We start from the raw sequence: 22,464 nt of genomic DNA, 5'->3' as shown, positions 1-22,464 counted from the left end.
TTCAAAAAGGAGCGATGATAGAGTATGAAAAGCAATGACTATATCCGTTTTCTGACAGAAGAAGCGGTGAAATACATGAACTTATCTTCAGAAGAAAAAGCAGAGCGCAAACAAAAAAAGAAGAAATCATCTTATCCGATCTATGGTAACAAATGGCTGGGGGTTATTCCTTTTTCCATTCAGTCCTGGTACCATGAAAGAAAAAATAGCCGGGATTAATCCGGCTATTTCTCATTCATTGTGGATGCAGTTAAGTAAAAAATCCCTCCGTTAATCACTTGAAATGTAATCATTGGTTTAAACCGCTTCTCCAATGCTTCTAATTCTTCTACATGCCTTGGATGATCAAGTTCATCCGCATAAAAATGCTTTAAGGTAGCTTTTTCCGATTCCAGCTGTTTGATAGATGCAGCAGCCCATGCGTTATCCTGGTTTTGAACATGTTGTAATAAAACGTTTTGAATACGGAGAAATCCGCTTTTGGGATTAATCATCGGCGTCAGTGTATAACAATAATCGGATATGGCTCTATCAAGCGGGATACGTTCTAAATAATCCATCATATTTAAAGCCATATGTCCATGAAGCAGCTGCAGGCCTACTGAAAATATTTCATCCCTATGCTGGACACCACGATAGCTGATTTTTATATTGACTACAAGCCAAGGATACAGGGGAGTGTTTTCCGATGTGCGGACCTCCTCAAATAATCTGGTATAACGTTCTTTCTCCGTTAATTTATTAATAATTTGATGCAGTCTCGGACTCCCAAAATGAATCCATTCCCCTGGTTCACTCGCTTTCTCTTTGTCCGTAATCAGACGCAGCGCCTGGGGCTCTCCTTCCCGGCCGATTTTTTTAATGTAATGCCAGTAGAAAGGGCGGTTCATTAATTCTTTATCCATTTCCTCGGTAAGCTGGATATGGATTTGTCCCTCATCCTTAGAAAGAATGGTACAATGTTTGGTTTCAAAATAGCTGGTTAGAAAATCGGATAAATCAATTTGCTGTTCCATCTCTATATTGCTCCTCGTTTTGTATTTCCTGGTTTGCCTGCTCCATCACGTATTTCAAGTTATCAAGCTTAATACGAACTTCTCCGGCTGAAGTGGATTCCTGATAGATAGATTCTATTTCTTTCTCCATACTATCTACTTTTAACTCTGCTAAAATGGCATCTAAATTACCAATTACATTCTCAAACAAGTTTATTTTTTCGTAAAGCATGGACAATATATGCTCTTCAATCGTCTGTTTAGTGACAATGTTGTAGATATGCACATCTGATTCTTGACCAAAACGATGAATACGGCCAATTCGCTGCTCTAAGCGCATCGGGTTCCAAGGTAAATCATAGTTGATCAGATGATGACAAAATTGCAGATTAATTCCTTCGCCGCCGGCTTCGGTAGCAATCAGAACCTGTGCATGATCCCTAAATAATTGCTTCATCCAATCTTTTTTCCCTCGTTTAAAGCCGCCGCGAAAAGGTACCGAAGAAATACCATGTTGCTGCAGATACCATTGCAGATAGTACTGTGTAGCGCGATATTCGGTAAAAACAATCACTTTTTCACCATTCAGCGATTTAATCAGATTGGTTAATTCCTCCGCTTTGGGATGCTGCTCCAGCTGTTCAATGTTTCCGATAACTTCCTGAATAGCTTCATGATTTCCATCTTGGTCTAATTTCAGTAAAGAGGTAAAGCAAGCTTCTCTGGAAGAACAGAATTCACGTAAATAAGTGATTTTAGCAAAGGATGCCATTCCAAAAGACAGCTCCATTAATTGATGGTAAACCTTGTGATAGCTTTCTGGAAGAGAAGTCCAAATGGTTTGGATTTTTCTTTTAGAATTGTTTAAGCTGGTATCTTTCCTTGTATTACGGACCATTACCTGCTGGACAAGCTTCTTCAGATAAGGATCCTGCTCCATTTTTTTGCGGTCCTTTCCATATTTCTCTGTAAAACTTTTATAATTCCCTAAATGTCCAGGCTTTAAAAGGCTGACAAGATTAAATAATTCTAACAGCTTATTTTGTACCGGCGTAGCGGTTAATAAGAGACAATACTTTTTCTTTAATTCCTGGACAAACTGGTAGTTTTTTGTCTGCTCATTTTTTAGTTTATGAGCTTCATCCACCAGGATAAAATCATAATCTATATCTAAAATAGCCTCCCGATGCGGAGAACGCTTGGCGGAATCGATGGAAGATATAATAATTGGATTATCGTCCCAGCTGTAATTTTTACGATAGGCAATGGCAGGAATGAGAAATTTTTCGTTTAATTCTTTTTCCCATTGATTTACGAGAGAAGCCGGAACAAGAATTAATGCTTTTTTCACCAGCCCTCTTACCATATATTCTTTTAGAACCAGCCCTGCTTCAATTGTTTTTCCAAGTCCTACTTCATCCGCTAAAATGGCCCGGCCATGCATCGTTTCAATTACTTGTTCAGCAGCTTGTAATTGATGATCTAAAATATCCAGATGCGGCAAATATTCCAGCGCCTGCAAGCCATTGAAAGAAGGGCGCTTTGTTAGATTTGCAGCCTGATATGCCATACGAAAAAGCTCCCAATTTGTTAAATTATTTTCATCACGAAAGGCTGACTCTAAGCCGGTAATGAATTGATTGTCTTGTTGAATTTGAATAGAATCCATTTATTCGATGCACATCCTTTCGGGTAAAATATGGTTTTTCAATTACTTTTTTAAAGAGTTATGATATACTTTTGTCAAATAGATTTTCCTGCTAACATAATATATGATGAAGGATTATATATCCTTTAGTATAACCAACATGAATATATTCAATCAGCGGATGAATACAAGGGGAGAGCTTACAGTTTATGTAACGCCGAAGGAGCAAGTTAAGAGCGAATCTCTCAGGCAAAAAGACTCTTGTAGGACGCTACTCTGGAGAGCGTTTATAGGCATCAGCTGTCTATAGACCACCCACGAAGCAAATATTCACATGATGAAGACCGTTTTCTTTGTGAATATGCAACTTTCTGGTTTGCGGACAGAGACTTCTTTTAGGAGGAGTCTCTATTTTTGTGCTTAAAATCAATTTTTAAAAAAATCACCAGCAAATGTTATAAGGATGTTCATGTATTTCAATCAACCTTAGTGAGGAGAGAAGCAGATGAGTGAATTAAAGCGTACACCGATTTTTCCAGCTTATGAAAGGGTTGCCAAGACCATTGATTTCGGCGGATGGGATTTGCCGGTACAGTTTTCAGGTATTAAAGAAGAGCATGAAGCGGTCCGGACAAAAGCCGGTCTGTTCGATGTGTCCCATATGGGCGAGGTTTTGGTGAGCGGTCCGGAAAGCGTCCATTTTTTACAGACGATATTAACAAATGATGTAACAAAGCTAGTGCCAAACAAAGCACAATATACGTTTATGTGCTATAAAAATGGAGGAACAGTCGATGATTTAATTGTATATATGCTGGCTCAAAATGAATACTTGCTTGTTGTAAATGCTGCTAATACGGAGAAAGACGTTGCCTGGCTGCAGGAACAAAATAATTTCAATCCGAATGTTACCATAAAAAATGTTTCGGAAAATTATGCGCAATTAGCTTTGCAAGGACCAAAAGCGGAGCAGATTTTACAAAAGATTGTAAAAGAACCGCTTCAAGATATCTCTTTCTTCCGTTTTAAAAAGGATATCGAAGTGGAAGGAATAGAAGGAAAGGCCCTCATCTCCAGAACTGGTTATACAGGCGAAGATGGTTTTGAAATTTATCTTGATTCTGAAAATGGCAAATATTTGTGGAATATACTGCTTGAAAAGGGAAGGGAAGAAGGCATCCAGCCAATCGGTTTGGGAGCAAGAGATACACTGCGTTTTGAAGCGAATCTTGCTTTATACGGGCAAGAGCTGTCAGTTGATATTTCGCCATTGGAAGCTGGTTTAGGTTTTGCTGTGAAGCTGAATAAGGGAGTAGACTTCATCGGAAAAGAAGCACTTGAACAGCAAGCTGCTAATGGGACGGAAAGAAAGCTTGCAGGAATCGAAATGATTGATAAGGGCATTCCAAGACACGGCTATCCAGTGTACCAGGGAGAGAGCGAGATTGGTTTTGTTACTTCCGGTACACAGTCACCTACACTAAACAAAAATATTGGGCTCGTACTGATTCAATCTGATTCCGCAAAGATTGGAGCAGAGGTGGAGGTTCAGGTCCGAAAGCGCCGCTTAAAAGCGAAGGTGGTCGAGACACCGTTCTACCGTAGATAATCATCGTACATTTTCACAGGAAAAAGAGTTCGGGGAAAAAAGTTTCACTTTATTAGTGCAGTAAAATAAGGGGGAGAAAAGATGGAGTTTCGTTATTTACCGATGACCAGGGAAGATAAACAAGAAATGATGGAGACCATAGGGATAGAGAATACGGAGGAGCTGTTTGCAGATATCCCAGGCAGCGTTCGTCTCCAGAAGGAATTGGAGTTAAAAGAACCAAAGAATGAATATGCATTGATGAAGGAATTAACAGCGATGGCAAATAGAAACACATCCACGAAAGACGTTGTATCCTTTCTTGGGGCAGGTGTATATGATCATTACACACCTTCCATTGTTGATCATGTCATTTCGAAATCTGAATTTTATACAGCATATACACCTTATCAGCCGGAAATTTCCCAGGGAGAATTGCAGGCAATTTTTGAATTTCAGACAATGATCTCTGAACTGACAGCTTTACCAATCGCAAATTCTTCTATGTATGACGGAGGTACGTCTTTAGCAGAAGCAGTAAATCTGAGTGCCGCCCAGACCAAACGTAAGAAAGTGCTGGTATCAGACGCCGTCCACCCTGAATATCAACAGGTTATTCATACGTACGCGAAAGGACAGGAAGTTGAAATAATTCCGATTCCATTACAAAATGGAAAAACAGATCTCGTCCATTTGGAGGAACTTCTGAATGAGGATATTGCGGGTGTTGTCGTCCAATATCCGAATTTTTTCGGGCAGATAGAGCCAATGGAAGCAATCCAAAAGCTGTTAGAAAATCAAAAGAAGACCATGCTGATCGTGTCCAGCAATCCGCTCGCCCTCGGCTATCTGACTCCGCCGGGAGAATTTGGTGCGGACATTGTAACCGGCGACACGCAGGTATTCGGGATTCCAGCCCAATTTGGCGGGCCGCATTGCGGATATTTTGCAACAAGTAAAAAATTAATGCGCAAGGTTCCGGGACGTCTGGTCGGTCAGACAAAGGATGAAAATGGAGTCAGAGGCTATGTGCTGACGCTGCAGGCACGGGAACAGCATATTCGACGTGACAAGGCAACTTCCAATATATGCTCCAATCAGGCGCTGAATGCATTAGCAAGCTCTGTTGCGATGAGCTCTATCGGCAAGCATGGGATACGGAAAATGTCCGAAATGAATATGCAAAAAGCCCGTTATGCAAAGAAGAAATTGAAAGAAGAAGGTATTTCGATAGTTTATGATGGCCCATTCTTCAATGAATTTGTCATTCAGTTAAATCAGGACATTACTAAAGTAAATGCTGCATTGCTTGAAAAAGGAATTCTTGGCGGTTTTGATTTGGGAAAAATCGACCCTTCCTATCATGGTCAGATGCTTGTGGCTGTGACAGAAATTCGTACAAAACAAGAGATAGACCAACTTGCAAAAGAATTGAGGGATATGCATGGCTGATAAAAATTTTCCATTATTATTTGAACGCAGTAAAGAAGGGAGAACGAGCTACAGCTTGCCGGAATTGGAAATAGATGCCTTTGATTTAGAGGAAGAATTAGAGGACGTCTATATTCGCAAAGAACCTCCTAAGCTGCCAGAAGTAAGTGAACTGGATATTATTCGTCATTACACTGGGCTGGCATCCCGCAATTATGGGGTAGATTCCGGGTTCTATCCCCTTGGTTCCTGCACGATGAAGTATAATCCGAAAATTAATGAAGACATTGCGCGTCTGGAAGGCTTCAGTCATATTCATCCCTATCAAGATCCAAACACGGTGCAGGGTGCTCTGGAGATGCTCTATGATTTGCAGGAGTCATTAAAAGAAATTACTGGCATGCATGAGGTTTCATTACAGTCAGCTGCCGGTGCGCAGGGAGAGTGGACTGCATTAATGATGATTCGTGCTTTTCATGAGGCCAATGGGGATTATAACCGTACAAAAGTCATTGTACCGGATTCTGCCCATGGAACCAATCCGGCGTCTGCAGCAGTAGCCGGGTTTGAAGCAGTTACCGTGAAATCAAATGAAGAAGGATTAGTGGATCTGGATGATTTGCGGCGGGTTGTAGGGGTAGATACAGCAGCCTTGATGCTTACCAACCCGAACACGTTAGGATTATTTGAAAAAGATATTTTAGAAATGGCTGAAATAATACATGATGCCGGCGGTAAGCTTTACTATGACGGCGCTAATTTAAATGCGATTATGGGTTATGTCAGACCGGGAGATATGGGATTTGATGCAGTACATTTAAATCTTCATAAAACGTTCACAGGTCCGCATGGCGGCGGCGGTCCAGGCTCAGGACCGGTGGGAGTCAGCGAAGAGCTGGCAGCATATTTGCCAAAACCATTAATTATGAAGGAAAAGGACTCGTTTCGCTTTGATTATGACAGACCGCAGTCTATCGGCCGGATAAAACCGTTCTATGGAAATTTTGGTATTAACCTGCGTGCGTATACGTATATTCGTACGATGGGAGCAGAGGGCCTGAAAAAGGTCAGCGAATATGCCGTACTCAATGCGAATTATATGATGCGTCAGTTAGAAAAAGTATTTCAACTGCCTTATCCGCAGCATTGTAAGCATGAATTTGTACTGTCGGGGAGCATTCAGAAAAAACTTGGCGTCCGCACATTAGATATGGCGAAAAGGCTGCTGGATTTTGATATTCATCCACCTACCATTTATTTTCCGTTGAATGTGGAAGAAGGGATGATGATTGAGCCTACTGAAACAGAATCGAAAGAAACGCTCGATTCCTTTATTGATATCATGACCCGTATAGCAAAAGAAGCAGAAGAAGACCCGGAAACTGTACAGGAGGCACCACATCATACAATTGTGAAGCGGATGGATGAAGCAACCGCTGCACGTAAACCAATCCTGCGGTACGAAGAATCGTAAACCATCATAAAAGCTGATTCAGAGGTTATGCTCTGAATCAGCTTTTATTTTTAGCCCAATTAACAGCTTTCACAAAATGGAAAACAAAGGCTTTATTTTTTCATTTTAATCTTTCCAGTCCATTTTTTAAATCCGCCTTTAAGCTGATAAATTTCTTCAAATCCTTTTTTATGCAGGAGCTGCGCAGCTCTTGCGGAACGGCTGCTGTTTTGACAATACAGGTAGACCGGCTTGTCCTTTCTCAATTCCACAAGTCTTTGCTTCATTTGCGTTACCGGGATATTACGCGCTCCGAGAATATGACCTTTATCAAATTCCTGCGGCTCACGTACATCGATCAATTGTGCTTTGCGGTAGCCTTCTACAAATTGATCTTCTGTCAGTACATTTAAATAAGTGCGTTGTCTATAGTAGCGAAAAATAGTAATCGCAAGCAGAACAACTAAAGCAATGAGTAAAAATGTCATTTTGTTTCCCCCGTCTATCTTTATATTCTACACTCTTATTATATGGGCAGCGTTTTTATTTTTCAAAGTTTTTATTTTGCAGACGGAAAATCATCTGAAAGTAAGGGTTAACACCAGAATCTATGGTTGGAAAATATAGTTAAATGAGATAAAAGCAACTCGCTGGCGTAGTGTATTTCCGTAGCAGTCGCTGGCCGCAAATTTATATCTACTATGTTACTCATAGATTTTGATGAAGAGCTAAAAATAATAATCAACTTTCAGGCTGCAGATATTATGTTTAGAAAAAAGGGGTGTTTCTAGTCCGCTTTAAGGGAATAAAAAAAGTAATCAGCGCTTGTATGAAAGGTACTTGCTTTTCTGATAATTAACTATATATTGTGTCAGAATAATGAATTGGATACTATATATTGTTTTGTGAAGAAGAGTTATGATAAACTAATAAGTAATCAATTGCAAGACAAGGAGCGATAACATTGACTATCCATTTAGAGTCATTAAGGCAGGTTAATATCGGGGCGCTTAATGAAGATATAAAAAAATTTGAAGCAGTGCATCCAATTACCAAAGAAATGCATATCACCCATCAAGGCGTGTCGAGATTGGTCATGCTGGATCGGTATGCATATAAAGATACAGAGAAAAAAACATTAAAAAAAGGTGATTTTGTTGTCTTGACCGTAAAAGCAGACCCTAAATTTCCCGCTCGGGGTCTAGGATTTATTATAGATATTAATTGGGAAGAAAACAAGGCGGAAGTAGCTGTCGAATCCGATTATGTCGGGGTTTTGGATAAGGAAGAAGAACGGGAAAGCGGGATGATCACGCGTTCACTCGATGTTATCGAAAAACCGTTGGAAATTTATTATGAACAAATTGCCAAAAGAAATGCGACCGGTCTTTCAGAAGTAGAAGAAACCGAAGAAAGAAAGGCCAAATCATTTGATGCCTTTTATAACCAATTGGCTTCTATGAATTTTATCCCGGCGGGCCGTGTGCTATATGGAGCAGGCGCTGAAACCGATGTAACTTATTTTAACTGTTATGTGATGCCTTTTGTAAAAGATTCGCGCGAAGGTATTTCCGATCATCGTAAACAGGTAATGGAGATTATGTCACGCGGCGGCGGTGTCGGCACGAACGGTTCCACATTAAGACCGCGAAATACACTGGCCAGAGGGGTCAACGGAAAATCTTCAGGAAGTGTCTCCTGGCTGGACGATATCGCCAAATTGACGAATCTGGTTGAACAGGGCGGTTCCAGACGCGGTGCACAGATGATTATGCTCGTTGATTCTCATCCGGATATTGTGGAATTTATTATCTCAAAAATGCAGAATCCGCGTATTTTACGCTATTTAGTAGAAAATACAGAAGATGAGCAGATGAAGCAGCTGGCAAATGAGAAGTTAAAATTCACCCCGCTGACAGAAACAGAATTTGATTTGTACCAGGGAATTGTCAATTATAAAGCCATCCCCGGCCAAGGCGGGTTCACAGATGCTGCCATGAAGCAGGCAACGGATTTATTGCGTGATGGCGGAACGTATTCCGTCCATAATCCGGATTTCCTGGCAGGTGCAAATATTTCTGTCTGTATTACAAAGGAATTTATGGAAGCCGTGGAAAAAGACGATTACTATGAGCTGCGCTTTCCAGATGTAGAAAATTATACACTGGAAGAAATGAAAGCCTATAATGAACAATGGTATGAGGTAGGCGATGTCCGTAAATGGGAAGAAATGGGCTATGGCGTTCGGGTTTACCGGAAAGTGAAAGCAAAAGAACTGTGGAACTTGATTAATATTTGTGCAACATACTCTGCAGAACCGGGCATTTTCTTTATAGATAATGCCAATGAAATGACAAATGCAAAAGCGTATGGTCAGCAGGTTGTTGCGACAAACCCTTGCGGTGAGCAGCCGCTTGCTCCGTTTTCTGTTTGTAATTTGGCTGCCGTCAACCTTGCTGAAATGGCAGATAAAGATACCAAAAAGGTAAATGTAGAAAAATTAAAAGATACTGTAGAAACTGGTGTGCGGATGCAGGATAATGTAATTAACGCAACGCCATATTTCTTAGAAGAAAATAGAAAACAGGCTTTAGGAGAAAGACGTGTCGGCTTAGGCGTGATGGGACTGCATGATTTATTGATTTATTGTGAAACAGCTTATGGCTCAGAAGAAGGAAATAAGCTGATTGACCAAGTGTTTGAAATCATGGCAGCTACTGCTTACCGCACTTCAATCGAGTTGGCGAAAGAAAAAGGAAGCTTTCCTTTCCTGGTGGGTGAAACAGAGGAAGAAACAAAAACGCTCCGTGAACGTTTCATCCAAACGGGATATATGCAAAAAATGCCTGCAGACATTCGGGAAGGCGTATTAGAGCATGGTATCCGCAACTCGCATCTGCTGACTGTCGCTCCAACTGGAAGTACAGGCACGATGGTCGGAGTAAGCACAGGACTGGAACCATACTTCTCCTTTTCTTACTACAGAAGCGGACGATTAGGTAAATTTATCGAAGTAAAAGCGGATATTGTGGAAGAATATTTAAATGAACATCCAGAAGCAGCGGATAAAGAGCTGCCGGAGTGGTTTGTAACCGCAATGGACTTAAGTCCGGAAGCGCATGCGGATACACAATGTGTGATTCAGCGCTGGGTGGACAGCTCGATTTCCAAAACAGTAAATGCACCAAAAGGATATACCGTTGATCAGGTAGAAAGTGTTTACCGCCGTCTGTATAAGGGCGGTGCCAAAGGCGGTACGGTCTATGTGGATGGAAGCAGAGATTCGCAGGTCTTAACCTTAAAAGCAGAGGATAACCAAGTAGGGGAGCAGACAGAATTATTCCCGGATGAGAAAGAAGATAAAAAAATTGTTCTTATGGACACCATTCAGGAATTAGATAAAACAAATGTAACAATCGGATCTGAGGTGGGAGATACCTGTCCAGTCTGCCGAGAAGGCAGTGTAGAAGATATCGGCGGATGTAATACGTGTACCAGCTGTGGTGCTCAATTGAAATGTGGATTGTAAGACATAAAGAGTGGTTCTGTTTATAAACAGAACCCTCTTTTTTGGTATATAATACAGTTTGATATATAAAATCTATGTACAGGGAGAGGTTTATTTGAAAATCCGTCTGTCTGAATACAACGAAAAATGGATTGAAATGTTTGAAAATGAGGTGCGACTTTTAAGTGGAGTGTTTGGAAGTGAAATAATAAAATTTGAACATTTCGGAAGCACAGCAGTCAAAGGAATGAAGGCAAAGCCTGTTATTGATATGATATGTATTGTTAAAGATATCAATAAAATGGATGCTTTCAATGATCAGATGCGTCTGCTGGGATACGATGTTGCTGGAGAGTGGGGAATAAAAAATAGACGATTATTCCGAAAGGGCGGGGAAAACAGAACACATCATATTCATGTTTACCAATATAATAATCCCGAAGTTGAGAGACACCTAGTATTCCGAGATTATTTAAGGAACCACCCTATTGAAGCAGAGAGAGAGAGTAATTTGAAAGAAGAACTGGCCTTAAAATACGATGATACTACTTTTTACAGTAAAGCAAAAAGAACATTTGTAGAGGGGGTAGAACAGTGGGCATTAAATTGGTTTAGGAATAAGTAAATGCGCATAAATTAATCAAGGAGTTGTAGGGTCATTGATTGCCCATTGCTTCTGTCTGTTCTATCAGCTTTATTGCATATTTAATCGGAATAAAGGTGAAAAAGGAAATAAAGTCTATTTCGCCTGCAGCTGATTATTCTTCCATAACCATCTCTTTCATGGTTAATACGCTTAAAATAAGCTGAAAATAAATCGGAATATTTAAAAAATCATTATGAAAGTTAGTAATCATCCTGCTGATTATAAAATCAGACAGGATGATTCATCAAGATTTAAACCTATATCAATACTGCCCCAACAATCCCTTTTTCATCGCCATGCGTTCACAGTATTTAAAAAAGAGCAGACCAGCGATAAAATAGACGAGAGCATTTATAAATAAAATTAACAGCGGCAGCCAGCCGATATCCATTAAAGTCTGTCCGTCGATCATGATATCTCTGACTAAATCAACGCCAATAACAAAAGGCAGAAAATACATAAGAGGGGATGCAGCAAGCGGAATAAAGGTCAGCCCAGCCAATAAAAATTGCAATATCTGCAGGAAGGCTTGAATTTGTTTATAAACAATGGCCAGCCCGCCGACCATTAATCCGACGCCATACATTCCGAAAACAGTTAATACAAAGACAGGGAAAATAGATACAATATCAATATTAAGCCATTGTCCTGCTGTCAGCATGGTAATAACCAGTAAAATAGAAATAATGATTCCGTAAATAATTGTACTGGCAATCAGCCTTGTGCTTAAAATACGCCAGATCCCCATCGGTGACATCGACAATTGTTCAAGCGTTCCGCGAATGGCTTCATTTACAATTTCGAAACCAAACATTTGAATGACGCTAAGTGCCAAAAACCAGAAGATATAGTTAACAATCACAAATTGAATATTCGCATCCTGTGTTGATGGATCCCCAAAAAAGTGTATTACTCCAAATAAACCTAAAAAGATAAAATAAAAGGTTAAAACAAGGGCAAGAGTATTTGGTAAATAACGCTTCAGTTCCAAGTATTCCTTTCGCAGGTTTGCTCGAAATAGATTAATCCACAGCATGTTGAAAGTCTCCTTCAATAATTTTTAAAAATACTTCATCAAACCGAATCGATTTTCGGTCAATCGAATCAATTGGTGTACGGTTCAATTGTAATACTTGAAAAATCTGATAAATATCCTCGCTTTTCTCAAGCTGTACAGTAAGATAGCTGAATAGTTCGTCCTCTACATAATCATTTGCCGGAAAACGGGCGGAAATGGCTTTTTGCTGATCTGGTGACAAAGCTTCATTTAAAGTCAGTCTGTAGGAGCGTACTTCAAACAGTTTTATCAGTTCATCGACGCGCTGATCAATAACGACAGTTCCTTGATTAATAATAACGGTGCGATCACAAATATCCTGAATCACTTCCATGTCATGAGAGCTGATGATAATGGTACGCTGATAATTTTGAACAATGGATTTCAAGATTTCTCTAACCTCCAATCCGGTTTGCACATCTAAACCAAGCGTGGGTTCATCTAAGAGCATGACTTCCGTATTAGCAAGCATCGCTACAGCTATTGCTAATTTTTGCTGCATCCCTCGGGAAAGCCGGTTTACCAGTTCATTCTCTTTTTCCTTCAAACGGAACATTTGCAGCAGTTCATCGATCTCTTCTTTGACTTCCTTTCTTGACCTTCCTCTGTTTCCGGCAAAATACTCCAAGTTCTCTCTCACCGTAAGCCGCCAATATAAATTACGATTGCCCTCCAGCACGGCGCTGATATGATGTAACGATTCTAAGCGTTTCGCGGTATTAGGTACTCCTTTTATCTTTATTTCGCCGCTGTCCGGGTATAACAAACCGCATATTAATTTGATCGTAGTCGTTTTTCCGGCTCCGTTAGGACCAAGCAGACCAAGAATCTCTCCTTTATAAACATTAAAATCAACGTCTTTGACCGCTTGAACAATTTCTTTTGATTTTCTTTTCCGATAGCTTTTATTTAACTGGCTGATCTCAATTATCTTTTCCACGTTATCCCTCCTCTTTCTGAAATAATTGTAGCAATTAGCAAAAATCCGAACAACAATCCATCGAAGGAAATAACCTCCGTCTTCAGACGTATCTGAAGGAATATATGCTAATTTGTTCAAGAATAAGAATGTTTATAAAAAAGCTGAAAATAGCCGTTCAAACGGGTTTCATGGGGTAAGTAATCTTAGGCCACAGAAATACACTTCGCCTTCCGTTGGCCCTGAGCTCATTTTCTTTAAAGAAGACTTAGCGATAAGCGCAGACAGAGCTATAGTTGGGACTGGAATTGCGATTACTTGCCCATCCAAAAGCGTCGCTAGAATTTGGATTATTTCTTTGTAAAAAAGCAAATAAAACATAATTCTTCTTTGATGGGAGCGGAGGGAAGTCGACTCCTGCGGGAAAAGCAACAGGTGAAGACCCCGCAGAAAGCGGTCTTCTTTCGAGGAGGCTGAACGTTGCCCGCGGAAAGCGACTTCCCGGAGCGGACATCTCCTTGGCAAGAAAACGGATGTTTTAAAGAACAAGTGAAGTCCTGGGTTTTTCTTATTGCCTGCTGCAAAGGATGAAAGCGGAAGTGAATATACAAATAAAGGATAATAACTTGAGTTTTATAAGGAAATCAGCTATTATTAAATTAGAAAAAAAGTTTCCTTTGATAAAAAAAATTAACGTTCTTATTGAAGGTGTTCACGTTTCTCTGTGACAAAACATAGAAAGGAGCTTTTTTATGCCTACACCGAGCATGGAAGACTATATTGAAATTATTTATAATTTAATTGAAGCAAAGGGTTATGCCAGGGTTTCATCGATTGCAGAAGCATTAGAAGTGCACCCGTCCTCTGTGACAAAGATGGTCCAGAAATTGGACAAGGATAATTATTTAGATTATGAAAAATACCGTGGTTTTGTACTGACATCGAAGGGGAAGAAAATCGGTGAACGGCTTGTCTTCAGACATGATCTGTTAGAAAATTTTCTGGAGTTAATCGGAGTGGACGAAGAACATATATATAATGATGTAGAAGGTATAGAGCATCATCTCAGCTGGAATTCGATAGACAGGATAGCAGATGTGGTTGCTTATTTTAAAGAAGATGAACAGCGGAGAAAAGATCTGCAAAAAATAAATGAAGTTAATAAAACGTAACCGGTTATTCTCAGGAATGACTGGTTTTTTTGATGCGGTTTAACTGGTCATTTCTTCATCTTCAGGTGCGAAAAAGCATAATAAACAAGCTGATAGACGTATAAATCAATAAGCACCTATAAGGGATGGAGCGATGTCATGAAAATTGATGCTGTATTTTCTGGCGGGGGAGTGAAGGGGTTTGCATATGTCGGCGTGTTGGAAGCTTGGGAGGAGAAAAATTTGCAGGTGGAGCGTGCAGCTGGAACTTCTGCAGGAGCTATTATAGCCGGGTTTTTGGCAGCAGGTTATCATTATAAGGATATTAAAGAATTAATGAAAACATTGGATGTTCAGAGTTTAGCTGATCCGCCGCTGTTATCCAAATTATTGCCGGCTACAAAGTGGTTATTTCTGTATTTTCAATTAGGATTATATAAAGGGGAGAAGCTGGAAGCATGGTTGGGAGATGCATTATCCAAGCGGAATATATATCGGTTTGGCGATTTAAAACCAGGTGTGTTAAAGGTAGTTGTCAGTGATTTATCGCTTGGTAAACTGATAGTAATCCCAGATGATTTAGAAAGAGTATATGGCATTCGTCCAGATACGTTTTCGGTAGCCGCCGCTATTCGGATGAGCGCCGGGTTTCCTTATTTTTTTATGCCGAAATCCATACAGGGTAAAAATAAGCAAAAAAGCATTATCGTAGATGGGGGATTGCTTAGCAATTTTCCATTGTGGATTTTTTCAGAAGCAGAAGAGAAGCAGGTACGTCCTGTCATCGGTGTAAAATTAACAGATCCTTCCACATCTGTAGAGCCGCATCAGATTCGAAATGCGCTCAATATGTTTCCTTCCCTTTTCACAACGATGAAGCAGGCGCATGATAACCGATATATTTCCAAGCATCAAGCAGATCATATTATTTTTGTCCCCACCCCTGAACAGAATTCCATGAATTTTAATATTACAGAGGAGAACAGAGAGAAGCTGCGTCGGATTGGAAAAGAATCCAGTGAAAAATTTTTGCGTACATGGAGTGGTTAATTATTATTTTTCAGAGGTACGTAATGGATAAAGCGCGTTCGAATGGGATAATATTCGAACGCGCTTTATTTGAAGAATAAGAAAGTATATAAAAAATGCTGAATATAGCCGCTCCAGAAATACACTACGCTTTCCGTGGGCTTGAGCTCAGCCTCCTCGAAAAAAAGAAGAACACTTTTTTCCTGCGGGGTCTTCCCACTGGGACTGCGATTACTCGCCCCACCGAAAACCATTGCGATTACTCGTCCCATCAAAACCGTCGCTAGAATTTGCATTATTTCCTTGTAAAAAAGCAAATAAAACATAATTCCAATTAGATGGGAGCGGATGTTGTAGACTCCTGCGGGAAAAGCAACAGGTAGACCTGAGCAGGAAGCGGTTTTCTTACCGTGCGGCTGAACGTTACCCGCGGAAAGCGACTTCCCGGAGCGGACATCTCCTTGGCAAGAACTCCGATGTTTTAAAGAATAAGTGCTGTTCTTGGTTTTTCTTAAAATGGGAAATGAGAGAATATAAAAAGGAGCTTAAAATTTAAGCTCCTGCAAGGGTCTGCCCTGTACTAATTTATTTCTAAGAAGAAACACGGTTCTTTTTCTTCGCTTTATTTCCTTCGATAACACGCAAATGACTTGCTCTTTTAGGATTTCTTTTCTTTTGTTTTGCTTTCTGATAGCTGGAACCAGCCGATTTCACAGCCTGTTTATGACCGTACTTGGATTTAGATTGTTTTACAGCCTGCTTATATTTTTTCATGCTGTCACGCTGTCGTCCGGAAGGCTGCCTATTGCGTATGAGAAAGAAATAAACCAATCCAAAAATAGCTGCCCCTATCCCGATAGAAATCAATAGTCTTGAAAGAAATGCAACGGTATTTCCAAATAGCTGTGTAAATAAACCGAAAGCTGCAAAAGCAATAATCAAATAAACAAAAATAGATACTGCTTTATTTCTCAATTGAAATCCTCCTTTCTCACACATTATTTATACTTCTATTTTACCATATCATGCTACAGGATGCCTGTGAAGGAGCTTCTGCCAATCCGCCAATATATATCGGTCGGATGATTATCCGAGATACTTGAAGGCTGGACAGAAATCACGGTATCCTGTGGAAACTGTTTGCTTGTTAATTAATTATTCCCTCTTTCATAAAAAATATTCCCGCAGATTAACAGAAAGATTATTTCTTCATACGAGTTTCATGATTTGGTCATACTAGAGGGTGGAGGTGTTTATTAATGAGGCGCTTATCAAAAAAACAACAAATAAATGATAATGAGGAATCTGTATTAAAAAAATCGATGTACACAGGATTTGTAGGCGGGGTTGTATTCAGTTTACTTGCAAGTGTAATGTATTACTTTAATTTTTTGGAGGTCGCACCAAAGTTTTATCTGCTGACTTCCTGGGTATCAGAAGGATGGACAGATACGTGGCTCGGTATCTTCTTTACAACGATTCTGGCTGGGGTAGTTTCTCTGCTCACCGCGTTTGTATATTATATGATTTTCAGAAAAATAAAGTATATGTGGGTGGGAATTATATACGGCTTTATCTTATGGGCTCTTATATTCCTTTTATTCCGTCCCATATTTAACGATATTCCTGCTGTGACGGAATGGAATTTGAACACCTGGATAACAACCATCTGCTTATTTATTTTATATGGCACATTTATCGGCTATTCCATCTCCTATGATTATATGGATTCGCAGCAAACCGAAGACATCATAAAGAAAAGCTAGGATTTTCCTGTGATTATTCAAACGCATCTATATATGATAAAATACTTATGATACTTGAGATTTTGGAGAGGATGAAACCTTTTGACGAAATTGGACCGCTTACGTGAAAAACTGGAAGAAAACAAAGCAGACGCCATAATTATTGACAGTCCGTATAACAGACGTTACATGACTAATTTTACTGGCACAGCTGGAACAGCATTGATTACTGCAGATAAGGCTCTATTTATTACAGATTTTCGTTATACAGAGCAGGCTGCTGAACAAGCGGCAGCATTTGAAATTATAGAGCATAAACAAGGAATGATTCAGGAAATTGCGAACCAAATCGACAAGCTTGGTGTAAAGAGGCTGGCTTTTGAGAAAAATTATACGACTTACAGTCAATTTGAAACATATCAAAATCAATTTTCTCAAGAGTTGATTCCTGTAGAAGGAATCGTTGAAGCATTACGGATGATTAAAACCCCTGATGAGCTGGAAATTATGAAAAAAGCTGCGAAAATTGCAGATGACGCATTTGCGCATATTCAATCATTTATCGAGCCTGGGGTGAAGGAAATTGATATCTCGAATGAATTAGAATTCTTTATGCGCAGACAGGGAGCGACTTCTTCCAGCTTTGATACCATTGTAGCGTCCGGCTTACGTTCTGCTCTGCCGCATGGGGTGGCATCTGATAAACAAATGGCAGAGGGCGAACTGGTGACCCTGGATTTTGGTGCATTATATGAAGGGTATTGCTCTGATATCACAAGAACGGTAGCTGTTGGAGAAATTTCTGCGGCGCTGCGTGAAATTTATGATATAGTATTAGAGGCGAATCTTCGCGGAGTTAAAGGAACAAAAGCTGGCATGAGCGGGAAAGAGGCAGATGCTTTGACCAGAGATTACATTAAGGAAAAAGGATATGGCGATCGTTTCGGTCATTCGACAGGTCATGCAGTGGGAATGGAAGTTCATGAGAGCCCAGGATTGTCGACTCGTTCTGAAGCAATATTAGAACCGGGCATGGTCGTAACGGTAGAGCCGGGGATTTATGTTCCAGGGGTAGGCGGCTGTCGTATTGAGGACGATATCGTTATTACAAAAGACGGCAATGAGCGATTGACCTTTGCTCCCAAAGAATTAATCCAATTATAAAAGGGTACAGGAGGAAAAAATATGATTTCAGTAAATGATTTTAAAACAGGTTTAACTATTGAAGTAGACAATGATATTTGGCAGGTTATTGAATTCCAGCACGTAAAACCAGGAAAGGGAGCGGCGTTTGTACGTTCAAAACTCCGTAATTTACGTAATGGAAATATTCAAGAAAAAACGTTCCGCGGCGGCGAAAAGGTAGAAAAGGCGCATATTGAAAATAACAAAATGCAGTATTTATATGCTTCTGGCGATGCGCATGCATTTATGGATACATCGTCGTATGAGCAAATTGAAATTCCAGAAAGTCAAATTAAAGATCAATTGAAATTTATTAAAGAAAACATGGAAGTTTCTGTGGTCACCTATCAGGGTGAAATTATCGGAGTAGATCTTCCAAATAACGTAGAGCTTACGGTAACAGAAACAGAGCCTGGAATTAAAGGGGACACAGCGAGCGGAGGTTCCAAACCGGCTACGTTAGAAACCGGACATATTGTACAAGTTCCTTTCTTTGTTAACGAAGGAGATGTGCTCGTTATTAATACTGCGGATGGGAAATATGTTTCCAGAGCATAATTTAATAAACACAAGCAGTTTGCTGAATCTTCGGCAGACTGCTTGTTTTTTTATGTAAAAAAATAAATGACGGGCTTCAGCTTTTTTTGAAATCCCTTTGTTATCACTCCTCTCTCTTCCAAACCTTTCAATAAAGAAAAAGCTCCCAGGGCATAATTTCATTTTAAAATCATATATCTCTAAGTAAAACAAGCTGATTTTGTATTTTCAAAAAGCGGGGTTTTAGGATGAATGAGATTTTACGGCTTTTTCCGCCATCTTTTCAGGACCGGATAGACGGTCTTATAGGTCATCGCTGGTCACAGCTTCAAGAAATTCGAGTACGTATTCATCAAAAAATAGAATTTATTTTCGACTCAGCTGTTTGCTGGCTGGACGAGCCGTTGCCACGTAAGAAAGAAGCTGTTTTTATTCTGAATCAGCTGAGTGAATATTCGCTGTATCGGCTGGAAGAAGAGCTGCGTAATGGGTTTATAACCATTGAGGGCGGCCATCGTGTCGGCATTGCAGGAGGTATTATAACAGCGGATCAAAAAGTAAAAGCGATTCAGCCTGTTTCATTTTTTAATATTCGTATTGCCAAGCAAAAAAAAGGCTGTGCAGATATGCTGATGCCTTATATCTATGATGGGATATACCATCACACTATGATTCTTGGAGCACCGCAATCTGGAAAAACAACGGTAATACGCGATATCTGCAGGCAAATAGCCAGTCAATCTGCTACAGGCCGCTCTAAAAAAGTAACCATCGTGGACGAGCGTTCCGAAATAGCAGCATCCATCCGCGGTGTTCCGCAGCATGATATAGGGATGAGAACGGATGTGTTAGATGCCTGTCCGAAAGCAGAAGGGATGATGATGGCGATTCGTACGTTATCTCCTGATATTCTGATTGTCGATGAGATTGGCACAGAAAAGGATGCGGAGGCGATTACCGAAGCATCCCAGGCAGGTGTGAAGGTTATTTGTACAGTGCATGCAGGAGATATGGCTGATTTATACCGCCGCCCTCTTATGCAAAAAATAGTTCAGGAATTAATTTTTGAGCGTTACCTGCTGTTAGGGCAGGGAAAAAGAATCGGAAAGCTAGCTTGTGCCTTTGACAAAGACGGGAATCCGATCAGTTTTAAGCAAAGAGGTGGTGAAGGTGAAGTGGATTGGCGTGCTGCTTTTAATTAGTATGTCTACAGTACTTGGCTGGGAATGGGGAAGATCATTAAAACAGCGGCCCAAGCATATTCAATTATTATTGCAGTCGCTTCAGATTTTAGAGGCGGAAATGGTATACAGCCAGGTCCCATTACAAGAAGCATTTCAACTAATCAGTAAAAAATTGCAGGGTCCGACTGCTTTATTTTATCAGGAACTGGCTGAGGAGCTGGAAAATAAAGAAAAAGATTTTGATGAGATATGGGAAGAATGTGCGCAAAGATTAATTGGACAATCTGCGCTGCAAAAAAGCGAGCTGGAGATATTGCTTCAGTTTGGCAGAACACTGGGACAGCATGATATTGAGCAGCAGAAAAAACATATAAAATTAACCAATCTCTATTTAGAAGAGCAGTGGAAAAATGCCACAGAACGTTTTCAAACGTATGGAAAGCTGTCAAACGTGCTGGGACTTCTGTGCGGTATCTTTCTGGCACTATTGTTTATGTAATGAAATGAGTGGCATCAGGGAAGGAGCAAGTACATGTTTGTGGATGCATTGATACTATTTCAGATTGCTGGTATAGGCATTATTGTAGCGCTTATCCATACGATTTTAAAACAGATGGGCAAGGAAGAAATTGCCCAATTTGCTACGTTGATCGGCTTTATACTTGTTCTGCTCATCGTGGTGAACGGACTCTCAGATTTATTTCAGCAAATCAGATCTGTATTTCTATTTTAAGGAGATTGGATATGGATATTCTCCAGATTACGATTTTAGGTGTACTCGCAAGCATATTATATATCCTGGTAAAAGAGGTACAGCCTTCGCTTGCTTTTTTAATTATTCTTATTACGGGTATTGTTATCTTTTTCTCCATCATTCAGCAAGTCCAATTAATATTTGAAACCATTCAGAAGCTGGGCGACCAGGCGAATGTGCAAGGACTTTATTTAACAACGATTTTAAAAATTATCGGTATTTCTTATATTGCTGAAATCGGAGCTCATCTGACGAAGGACGCCGGTCTGAATTCTGTATCCAAATACATTGAATTAGCAGGAAAAATATTTATTTTACTGCTTGCTGTTCCAATTATTACTGCGGTAATCGAAGCGATTATCGGTTTTATCCCTAATGTTTGATTGGCGAAAGAAAATGAAGCCGGGAAAGGGAGTATCCAGATTGTCTAAAAGACCTGTCAACTTACTCCGAATACTATGTATGCTATTTATCGCTCTTGTTATTAGCCAAGGAAATTCAAAAGTTGTCCAAGCTGAGGATGCTCCGATGACCGAAGAGGAGGAGGAAACCCTTCAAAACTCTTTATTAGATGAGATTTCACTGGATGAAATTCAATCCTATTGGGACCAGCTGATCATGGAGTACGGAGATAACTTACCTGATTTACAAAAAATCAGTATCTATGAATGGATTAAAAATGGAAACAGCTTCTCCATTCAAGATATTCTGATGCATTTTTTGCGCTACCTCCTCCATGAGCTGATTATCAACGGAAAACTTTTAGGGACTCTTTTAATGCTGACCTTATTTGCTGTTGTGCTCCAGTCGATTCAATCTGCATTTGAGCAGACAACCGTCAGCAAGGTTGCTTATTTTGTAGTTTTTTTAGTTCTGTTGTTTATCGTACTGAATAGTTTTTATCTGGCAACTTCATATACAAAAGATGCGATTGATACGATGCAAAGCTTTATGATTGCACTGCTGCCTCTGGTATTGGGAATGATGGCGAGCTTTGGCAATGTGATTTCTGTTTCTTTCTTTCACCCGATTATTATATTCTTTATTCATTTTAGCGGTGTATTTATTTCAGCCTTTGTTTTACCTTTATTATTTCTTTCCGCCATGCTGATTATTATCAGCAGTTTAAATAGTCATTTTAAAGTAACGCATTTGGCCAATCTCTTTAGAAACGTTGCTGTAGGCAGTCTGGGTATTTTTTTAACTATTTTCCTGGGGGTTATTTCTGTTCAGGGGACTGCGACAGCAATCCAAGACGGAGTAGCAATGAAAACAGCTAAATTTGTAACAGGAAATTTTATACCGGTATTAGGACGGACATTTACCGATGCTGCGGATACCATTCTTAGTGCCTCCCTCATTTTAAAAAATGCTGTCGGCATGATTGGCCTGTTTATTATTTTGTTTATTGTCGCTTTCCCGGCTTTGAAAGTGGGAGTCATTGCAATAATTTATAAGCTGGCGGCAGCAATATTACAGCCGATTGGCGGGGGCCCGATTGTGCAATGCTTAAATACAGTAAGCACGTATATTTTATTTATCTTAGCCTGTTTGCTGGCAGTCTCCCTGATGTTCTTTCTTGGGATTGTCATCATTGTCGCAGCAAGTAATTTAACCGTCTTACTAAGATAGGG

At 40.0% G+C, this 22,464-nt stretch carries 22 protein-coding genes and 1 riboswitch; of the genes, 16 read left to right on the top strand and 6 right to left on the bottom strand.

Annotated features, from left to right (window positions below; genetic code table 11):
- Window positions 1-24: 24 nt before the first annotated feature.
- Complete coding sequence (locus MKY45_RS14275; protein WP_042534755.1) at window positions 25-219, top strand: YqzE family protein; 195 nt, start codon at window positions 25-27, stop codon at window positions 217-219.
- 5 nt (window positions 220-224) lie between these two features.
- Here the strand turns inward: MKY45_RS14275 and MKY45_RS14270 are convergent, their stop codons facing one another.
- Window positions 225-1,016, bottom strand: coding sequence for a YqhG family protein (locus MKY45_RS14270; protein ID WP_042534751.1), 792 nt, complete (start codon window positions 1,014-1,016; stop codon window positions 225-227).
- Window positions 1,000-2,664 carry a DEAD/DEAH box helicase gene (locus MKY45_RS14265; RefSeq protein ID WP_042534749.1) on the bottom strand — a complete coding sequence of 555 codons (1,665 nt, stop codon included), beginning with the start codon at window positions 2,662-2,664 and terminating at the stop codon, window positions 1,000-1,002. Before MKY45_RS14265 ends, MKY45_RS14270 begins: the two co-directional genes overlap by 17 nt.
- Window positions 2,665-2,824: 160 nt before the next feature.
- A riboswitch (glycine riboswitch) is annotated at window positions 2,825-2,914 on the top strand.
- A gap of 234 nt (window positions 2,915-3,148) precedes the next feature.
- Between MKY45_RS14265 and gcvT the strand changes: the two genes are divergently transcribed.
- From gcvT to gcvPB, 3 genes are all read left to right on the top strand, one after another.
- Window positions 3,149-4,252 carry a glycine cleavage system aminomethyltransferase GcvT gene (gene gcvT, locus MKY45_RS14260; protein ID WP_212929468.1) on the top strand — a complete coding sequence of 368 codons (1,104 nt, stop codon included), beginning with the start codon at window positions 3,149-3,151 and terminating at the stop codon, window positions 4,250-4,252.
- A gap of 81 nt (window positions 4,253-4,333) precedes the next feature.
- Window positions 4,334-5,683 carry an aminomethyl-transferring glycine dehydrogenase subunit GcvPA gene (gcvPA, locus tag MKY45_RS14255; protein ID WP_256704805.1) on the top strand — a complete coding sequence of 450 codons (1,350 nt, stop codon included), beginning with the start codon at window positions 4,334-4,336 and terminating at the stop codon, window positions 5,681-5,683.
- Complete coding sequence (gene gcvPB, locus MKY45_RS14250) at window positions 5,676-7,136, top strand: aminomethyl-transferring glycine dehydrogenase subunit GcvPB (protein WP_042534743.1); 1,461 nt, start codon at window positions 5,676-5,678, stop codon at window positions 7,134-7,136. The genes gcvPA and gcvPB overlap by 8 nt, the downstream gene beginning before the upstream one ends.
- A gap of 92 nt (window positions 7,137-7,228) precedes the next feature.
- On the opposite strand, the gene MKY45_RS14245 is transcribed toward gcvPB, so the two are convergent.
- The gene (locus MKY45_RS14245) at window positions 7,229-7,603 is read right to left on the bottom strand and encodes a rhodanese-like domain-containing protein (RefSeq protein WP_042534741.1); all 375 of its coding nucleotides are present in this window, start codon (window positions 7,601-7,603) and stop codon (window positions 7,229-7,231) included.
- A gap of 476 nt (window positions 7,604-8,079) precedes the next feature.
- Here MKY45_RS14245 and MKY45_RS14240 point away from each other — a divergent pair, with 476 nt between their 5' ends.
- Window positions 8,080-10,644, top strand: a complete 2,565-nt coding sequence (locus tag MKY45_RS14240) for a vitamin B12-dependent ribonucleotide reductase (RefSeq protein WP_332093745.1) — start codon at window positions 8,080-8,082, stop codon at window positions 10,642-10,644.
- A gap of 94 nt (window positions 10,645-10,738) precedes the next feature.
- Window positions 10,739-11,248, top strand: coding sequence for a GrpB family protein (locus tag MKY45_RS14235; protein ID WP_341173041.1), 510 nt, complete (start codon window positions 10,739-10,741; stop codon window positions 11,246-11,248).
- A 283-nt stretch (window positions 11,249-11,531) separates the two neighbouring features.
- On the opposite strand, the gene MKY45_RS14230 is transcribed toward MKY45_RS14235, so the two are convergent.
- Together MKY45_RS14230 and MKY45_RS14225 are read right to left on the bottom strand one after the other, a co-directional pair.
- Window positions 11,532-12,305: an ABC transporter permease gene (locus tag MKY45_RS14230; RefSeq protein ID WP_042534734.1), complete on the bottom strand. Its 774-nt coding sequence runs from the start codon at window positions 12,303-12,305 to the stop codon at window positions 11,532-11,534.
- Window positions 12,292-13,266 (bottom strand): ABC transporter ATP-binding protein, encoded by a 975-nt coding sequence (locus tag MKY45_RS14225; protein WP_341173040.1) that lies wholly within the window; start codon window positions 13,264-13,266, stop codon window positions 12,292-12,294. The genes MKY45_RS14230 and MKY45_RS14225 overlap by 14 nt, the downstream gene beginning before the upstream one ends.
- 731 nt (window positions 13,267-13,997) lie before the next feature.
- Between MKY45_RS14225 and mntR the strand changes: the two genes are divergently transcribed.
- On the top strand, window positions 13,998-14,417 hold the full coding sequence (mntR, locus tag MKY45_RS14220; RefSeq protein WP_042536314.1) for a transcriptional regulator MntR: 420 nt from the start codon (window positions 13,998-14,000) through the stop codon (window positions 14,415-14,417).
- A 138-nt stretch (window positions 14,418-14,555) separates the two neighbouring features.
- Window positions 14,556-15,446: a patatin-like phospholipase family protein gene (locus MKY45_RS14215; protein WP_341173039.1), complete on the top strand. Its 891-nt coding sequence runs from the start codon at window positions 14,556-14,558 to the stop codon at window positions 15,444-15,446.
- A gap of 570 nt (window positions 15,447-16,016) precedes the next feature.
- Here MKY45_RS14215 and MKY45_RS14210 read toward each other — a convergent pair.
- A complete protein-coding gene (locus MKY45_RS14210; protein ID WP_341173038.1) occupies window positions 16,017-16,400 on the bottom strand; it encodes an SA1362 family protein in 384 nt (127 codons plus the stop codon).
- A gap of 284 nt (window positions 16,401-16,684) precedes the next feature.
- Between MKY45_RS14210 and MKY45_RS14205 the strand changes: the two genes are divergently transcribed.
- The 8 genes from MKY45_RS14205 to spoIIIAE all read left to right on the top strand — a co-directional run bounded on the left by MKY45_RS14205 (window position 16,685) and on the right by spoIIIAE (window position 22,462).
- A complete protein-coding gene (locus tag MKY45_RS14205) occupies window positions 16,685-17,191 on the top strand; it encodes a YqhR family membrane protein (RefSeq protein WP_341173037.1) in 507 nt (168 codons plus the stop codon).
- 81 nt (window positions 17,192-17,272) lie between these two features.
- Complete coding sequence (locus MKY45_RS14200) at window positions 17,273-18,334, top strand: M24 family metallopeptidase (RefSeq protein WP_341173036.1); 1,062 nt, start codon at window positions 17,273-17,275, stop codon at window positions 18,332-18,334.
- A 21-nt stretch (window positions 18,335-18,355) separates the two neighbouring features.
- Window positions 18,356-18,913, top strand: a complete 558-nt coding sequence (gene efp / locus MKY45_RS14195; RefSeq protein WP_339177892.1) for an elongation factor P — start codon at window positions 18,356-18,358, stop codon at window positions 18,911-18,913.
- Window positions 18,914-19,140: 227 nt separating this feature from the next.
- Window positions 19,141-20,094, top strand: coding sequence for a stage III sporulation protein AA (gene spoIIIAA / locus MKY45_RS14190; RefSeq protein WP_341173035.1), 954 nt, complete (start codon window positions 19,141-19,143; stop codon window positions 20,092-20,094).
- Window positions 20,063-20,575: a stage III sporulation protein SpoIIIAB gene (spoIIIAB, locus tag MKY45_RS14185; protein WP_193064744.1), complete on the top strand. Its 513-nt coding sequence runs from the start codon at window positions 20,063-20,065 to the stop codon at window positions 20,573-20,575. Before spoIIIAA ends, spoIIIAB begins: the two co-directional genes overlap by 32 nt.
- Window positions 20,576-20,608: 33 nt before the next feature.
- Window positions 20,609-20,809 (top strand): stage III sporulation protein AC, encoded by a 201-nt coding sequence (gene spoIIIAC, locus MKY45_RS14180; protein ID WP_042534715.1) that lies wholly within the window; start codon window positions 20,609-20,611, stop codon window positions 20,807-20,809.
- 11 nt (window positions 20,810-20,820) lie between these two features.
- Entirely contained in the window at window positions 20,821-21,213 is a 393-nt protein-coding gene (gene spoIIIAD / locus MKY45_RS14175) for a stage III sporulation protein AD (RefSeq protein ID WP_341173034.1), read from the top strand.
- Between the two features lie 79 nt (window positions 21,214-21,292).
- A complete protein-coding gene (spoIIIAE, locus tag MKY45_RS14170) occupies window positions 21,293-22,462 on the top strand; it encodes a stage III sporulation protein AE (protein WP_445667639.1) in 1,170 nt (389 codons plus the stop codon).
- Window positions 22,463-22,464: the final 2 nt, after the last annotated feature.

The organism is Oceanobacillus sp. FSL K6-0251 (assembly GCF_038004725.1).
Classification (GTDB): Bacteria; Bacillota; Bacilli; order Bacillales; family Amphibacillaceae; genus Oceanobacillus; species Oceanobacillus oncorhynchi.
Note: the sequence above shows the minus strand (reverse complement) of the source record. Positions and strands in the feature narration are given on the sequence as shown.

Bases quoted from the DNA above. Each gene is read 5' to 3' on its own strand.
- mntR (WP_042536314.1), top strand. From the start codon at position 13,998: ATGCCTACACCGAGCATGGAAGACTATATTGAAATTATTTATAATTTA.
- MKY45_RS14230 (WP_042534734.1), bottom strand. From the start codon at position 12,305: ATGCTGTGGATTAATCTATTTCGAGCAAACCTGCGAAAGGAATACTTG.
- MKY45_RS14270 (WP_042534751.1), bottom strand. From the start codon at position 1,016: ATGGAACAGCAAATTGATTTATCCGATTTTCTAACCAGCTATTTTGAA.
- spoIIIAE (WP_445667639.1), top strand. From the start codon at position 21,293: ATGCTATTTATCGCTCTTGTTATTAGCCAAGGAAATTCAAAAGTTGTC.
- MKY45_RS14275 (WP_042534755.1), top strand. From the start codon at position 25: ATGAAAAGCAATGACTATATCCGTTTTCTGACAGAAGAAGCGGTGAAA.
- MKY45_RS14215 (WP_341173039.1), top strand. From the start codon at position 14,556: ATGAAAATTGATGCTGTATTTTCTGGCGGGGGAGTGAAGGGGTTTGCA.
- MKY45_RS14245 (WP_042534741.1), bottom strand. From the start codon at position 7,603: ATGACATTTTTACTCATTGCTTTAGTTGTTCTGCTTGCGATTACTATT.
- gcvPA (WP_256704805.1), top strand. From the start codon at position 4,334: ATGGAGTTTCGTTATTTACCGATGACCAGGGAAGATAAACAAGAAATG.
- MKY45_RS14265 (WP_042534749.1), bottom strand. From the start codon at position 2,664: ATGGATTCTATTCAAATTCAACAAGACAATCAATTCATTACCGGCTTA.
- spoIIIAC (WP_042534715.1), top strand. From the start codon at position 20,609: ATGTTTGTGGATGCATTGATACTATTTCAGATTGCTGGTATAGGCATT.
- MKY45_RS14205 (WP_341173037.1), top strand. From the start codon at position 16,685: ATGAGGCGCTTATCAAAAAAACAACAAATAAATGATAATGAGGAATCT.
- spoIIIAD (WP_341173034.1), top strand. From the start codon at position 20,821: ATGGATATTCTCCAGATTACGATTTTAGGTGTACTCGCAAGCATATTA.
- efp (WP_339177892.1), top strand. From the start codon at position 18,356: ATGATTTCAGTAAATGATTTTAAAACAGGTTTAACTATTGAAGTAGAC.
- gcvPB (WP_042534743.1), top strand. From the start codon at position 5,676: ATGGCTGATAAAAATTTTCCATTATTATTTGAACGCAGTAAAGAAGGG.
- gcvT (WP_212929468.1), top strand. From the start codon at position 3,149: ATGAGTGAATTAAAGCGTACACCGATTTTTCCAGCTTATGAAAGGGTT.
- spoIIIAA (WP_341173035.1), top strand. From the start codon at position 19,141: ATGAATGAGATTTTACGGCTTTTTCCGCCATCTTTTCAGGACCGGATA.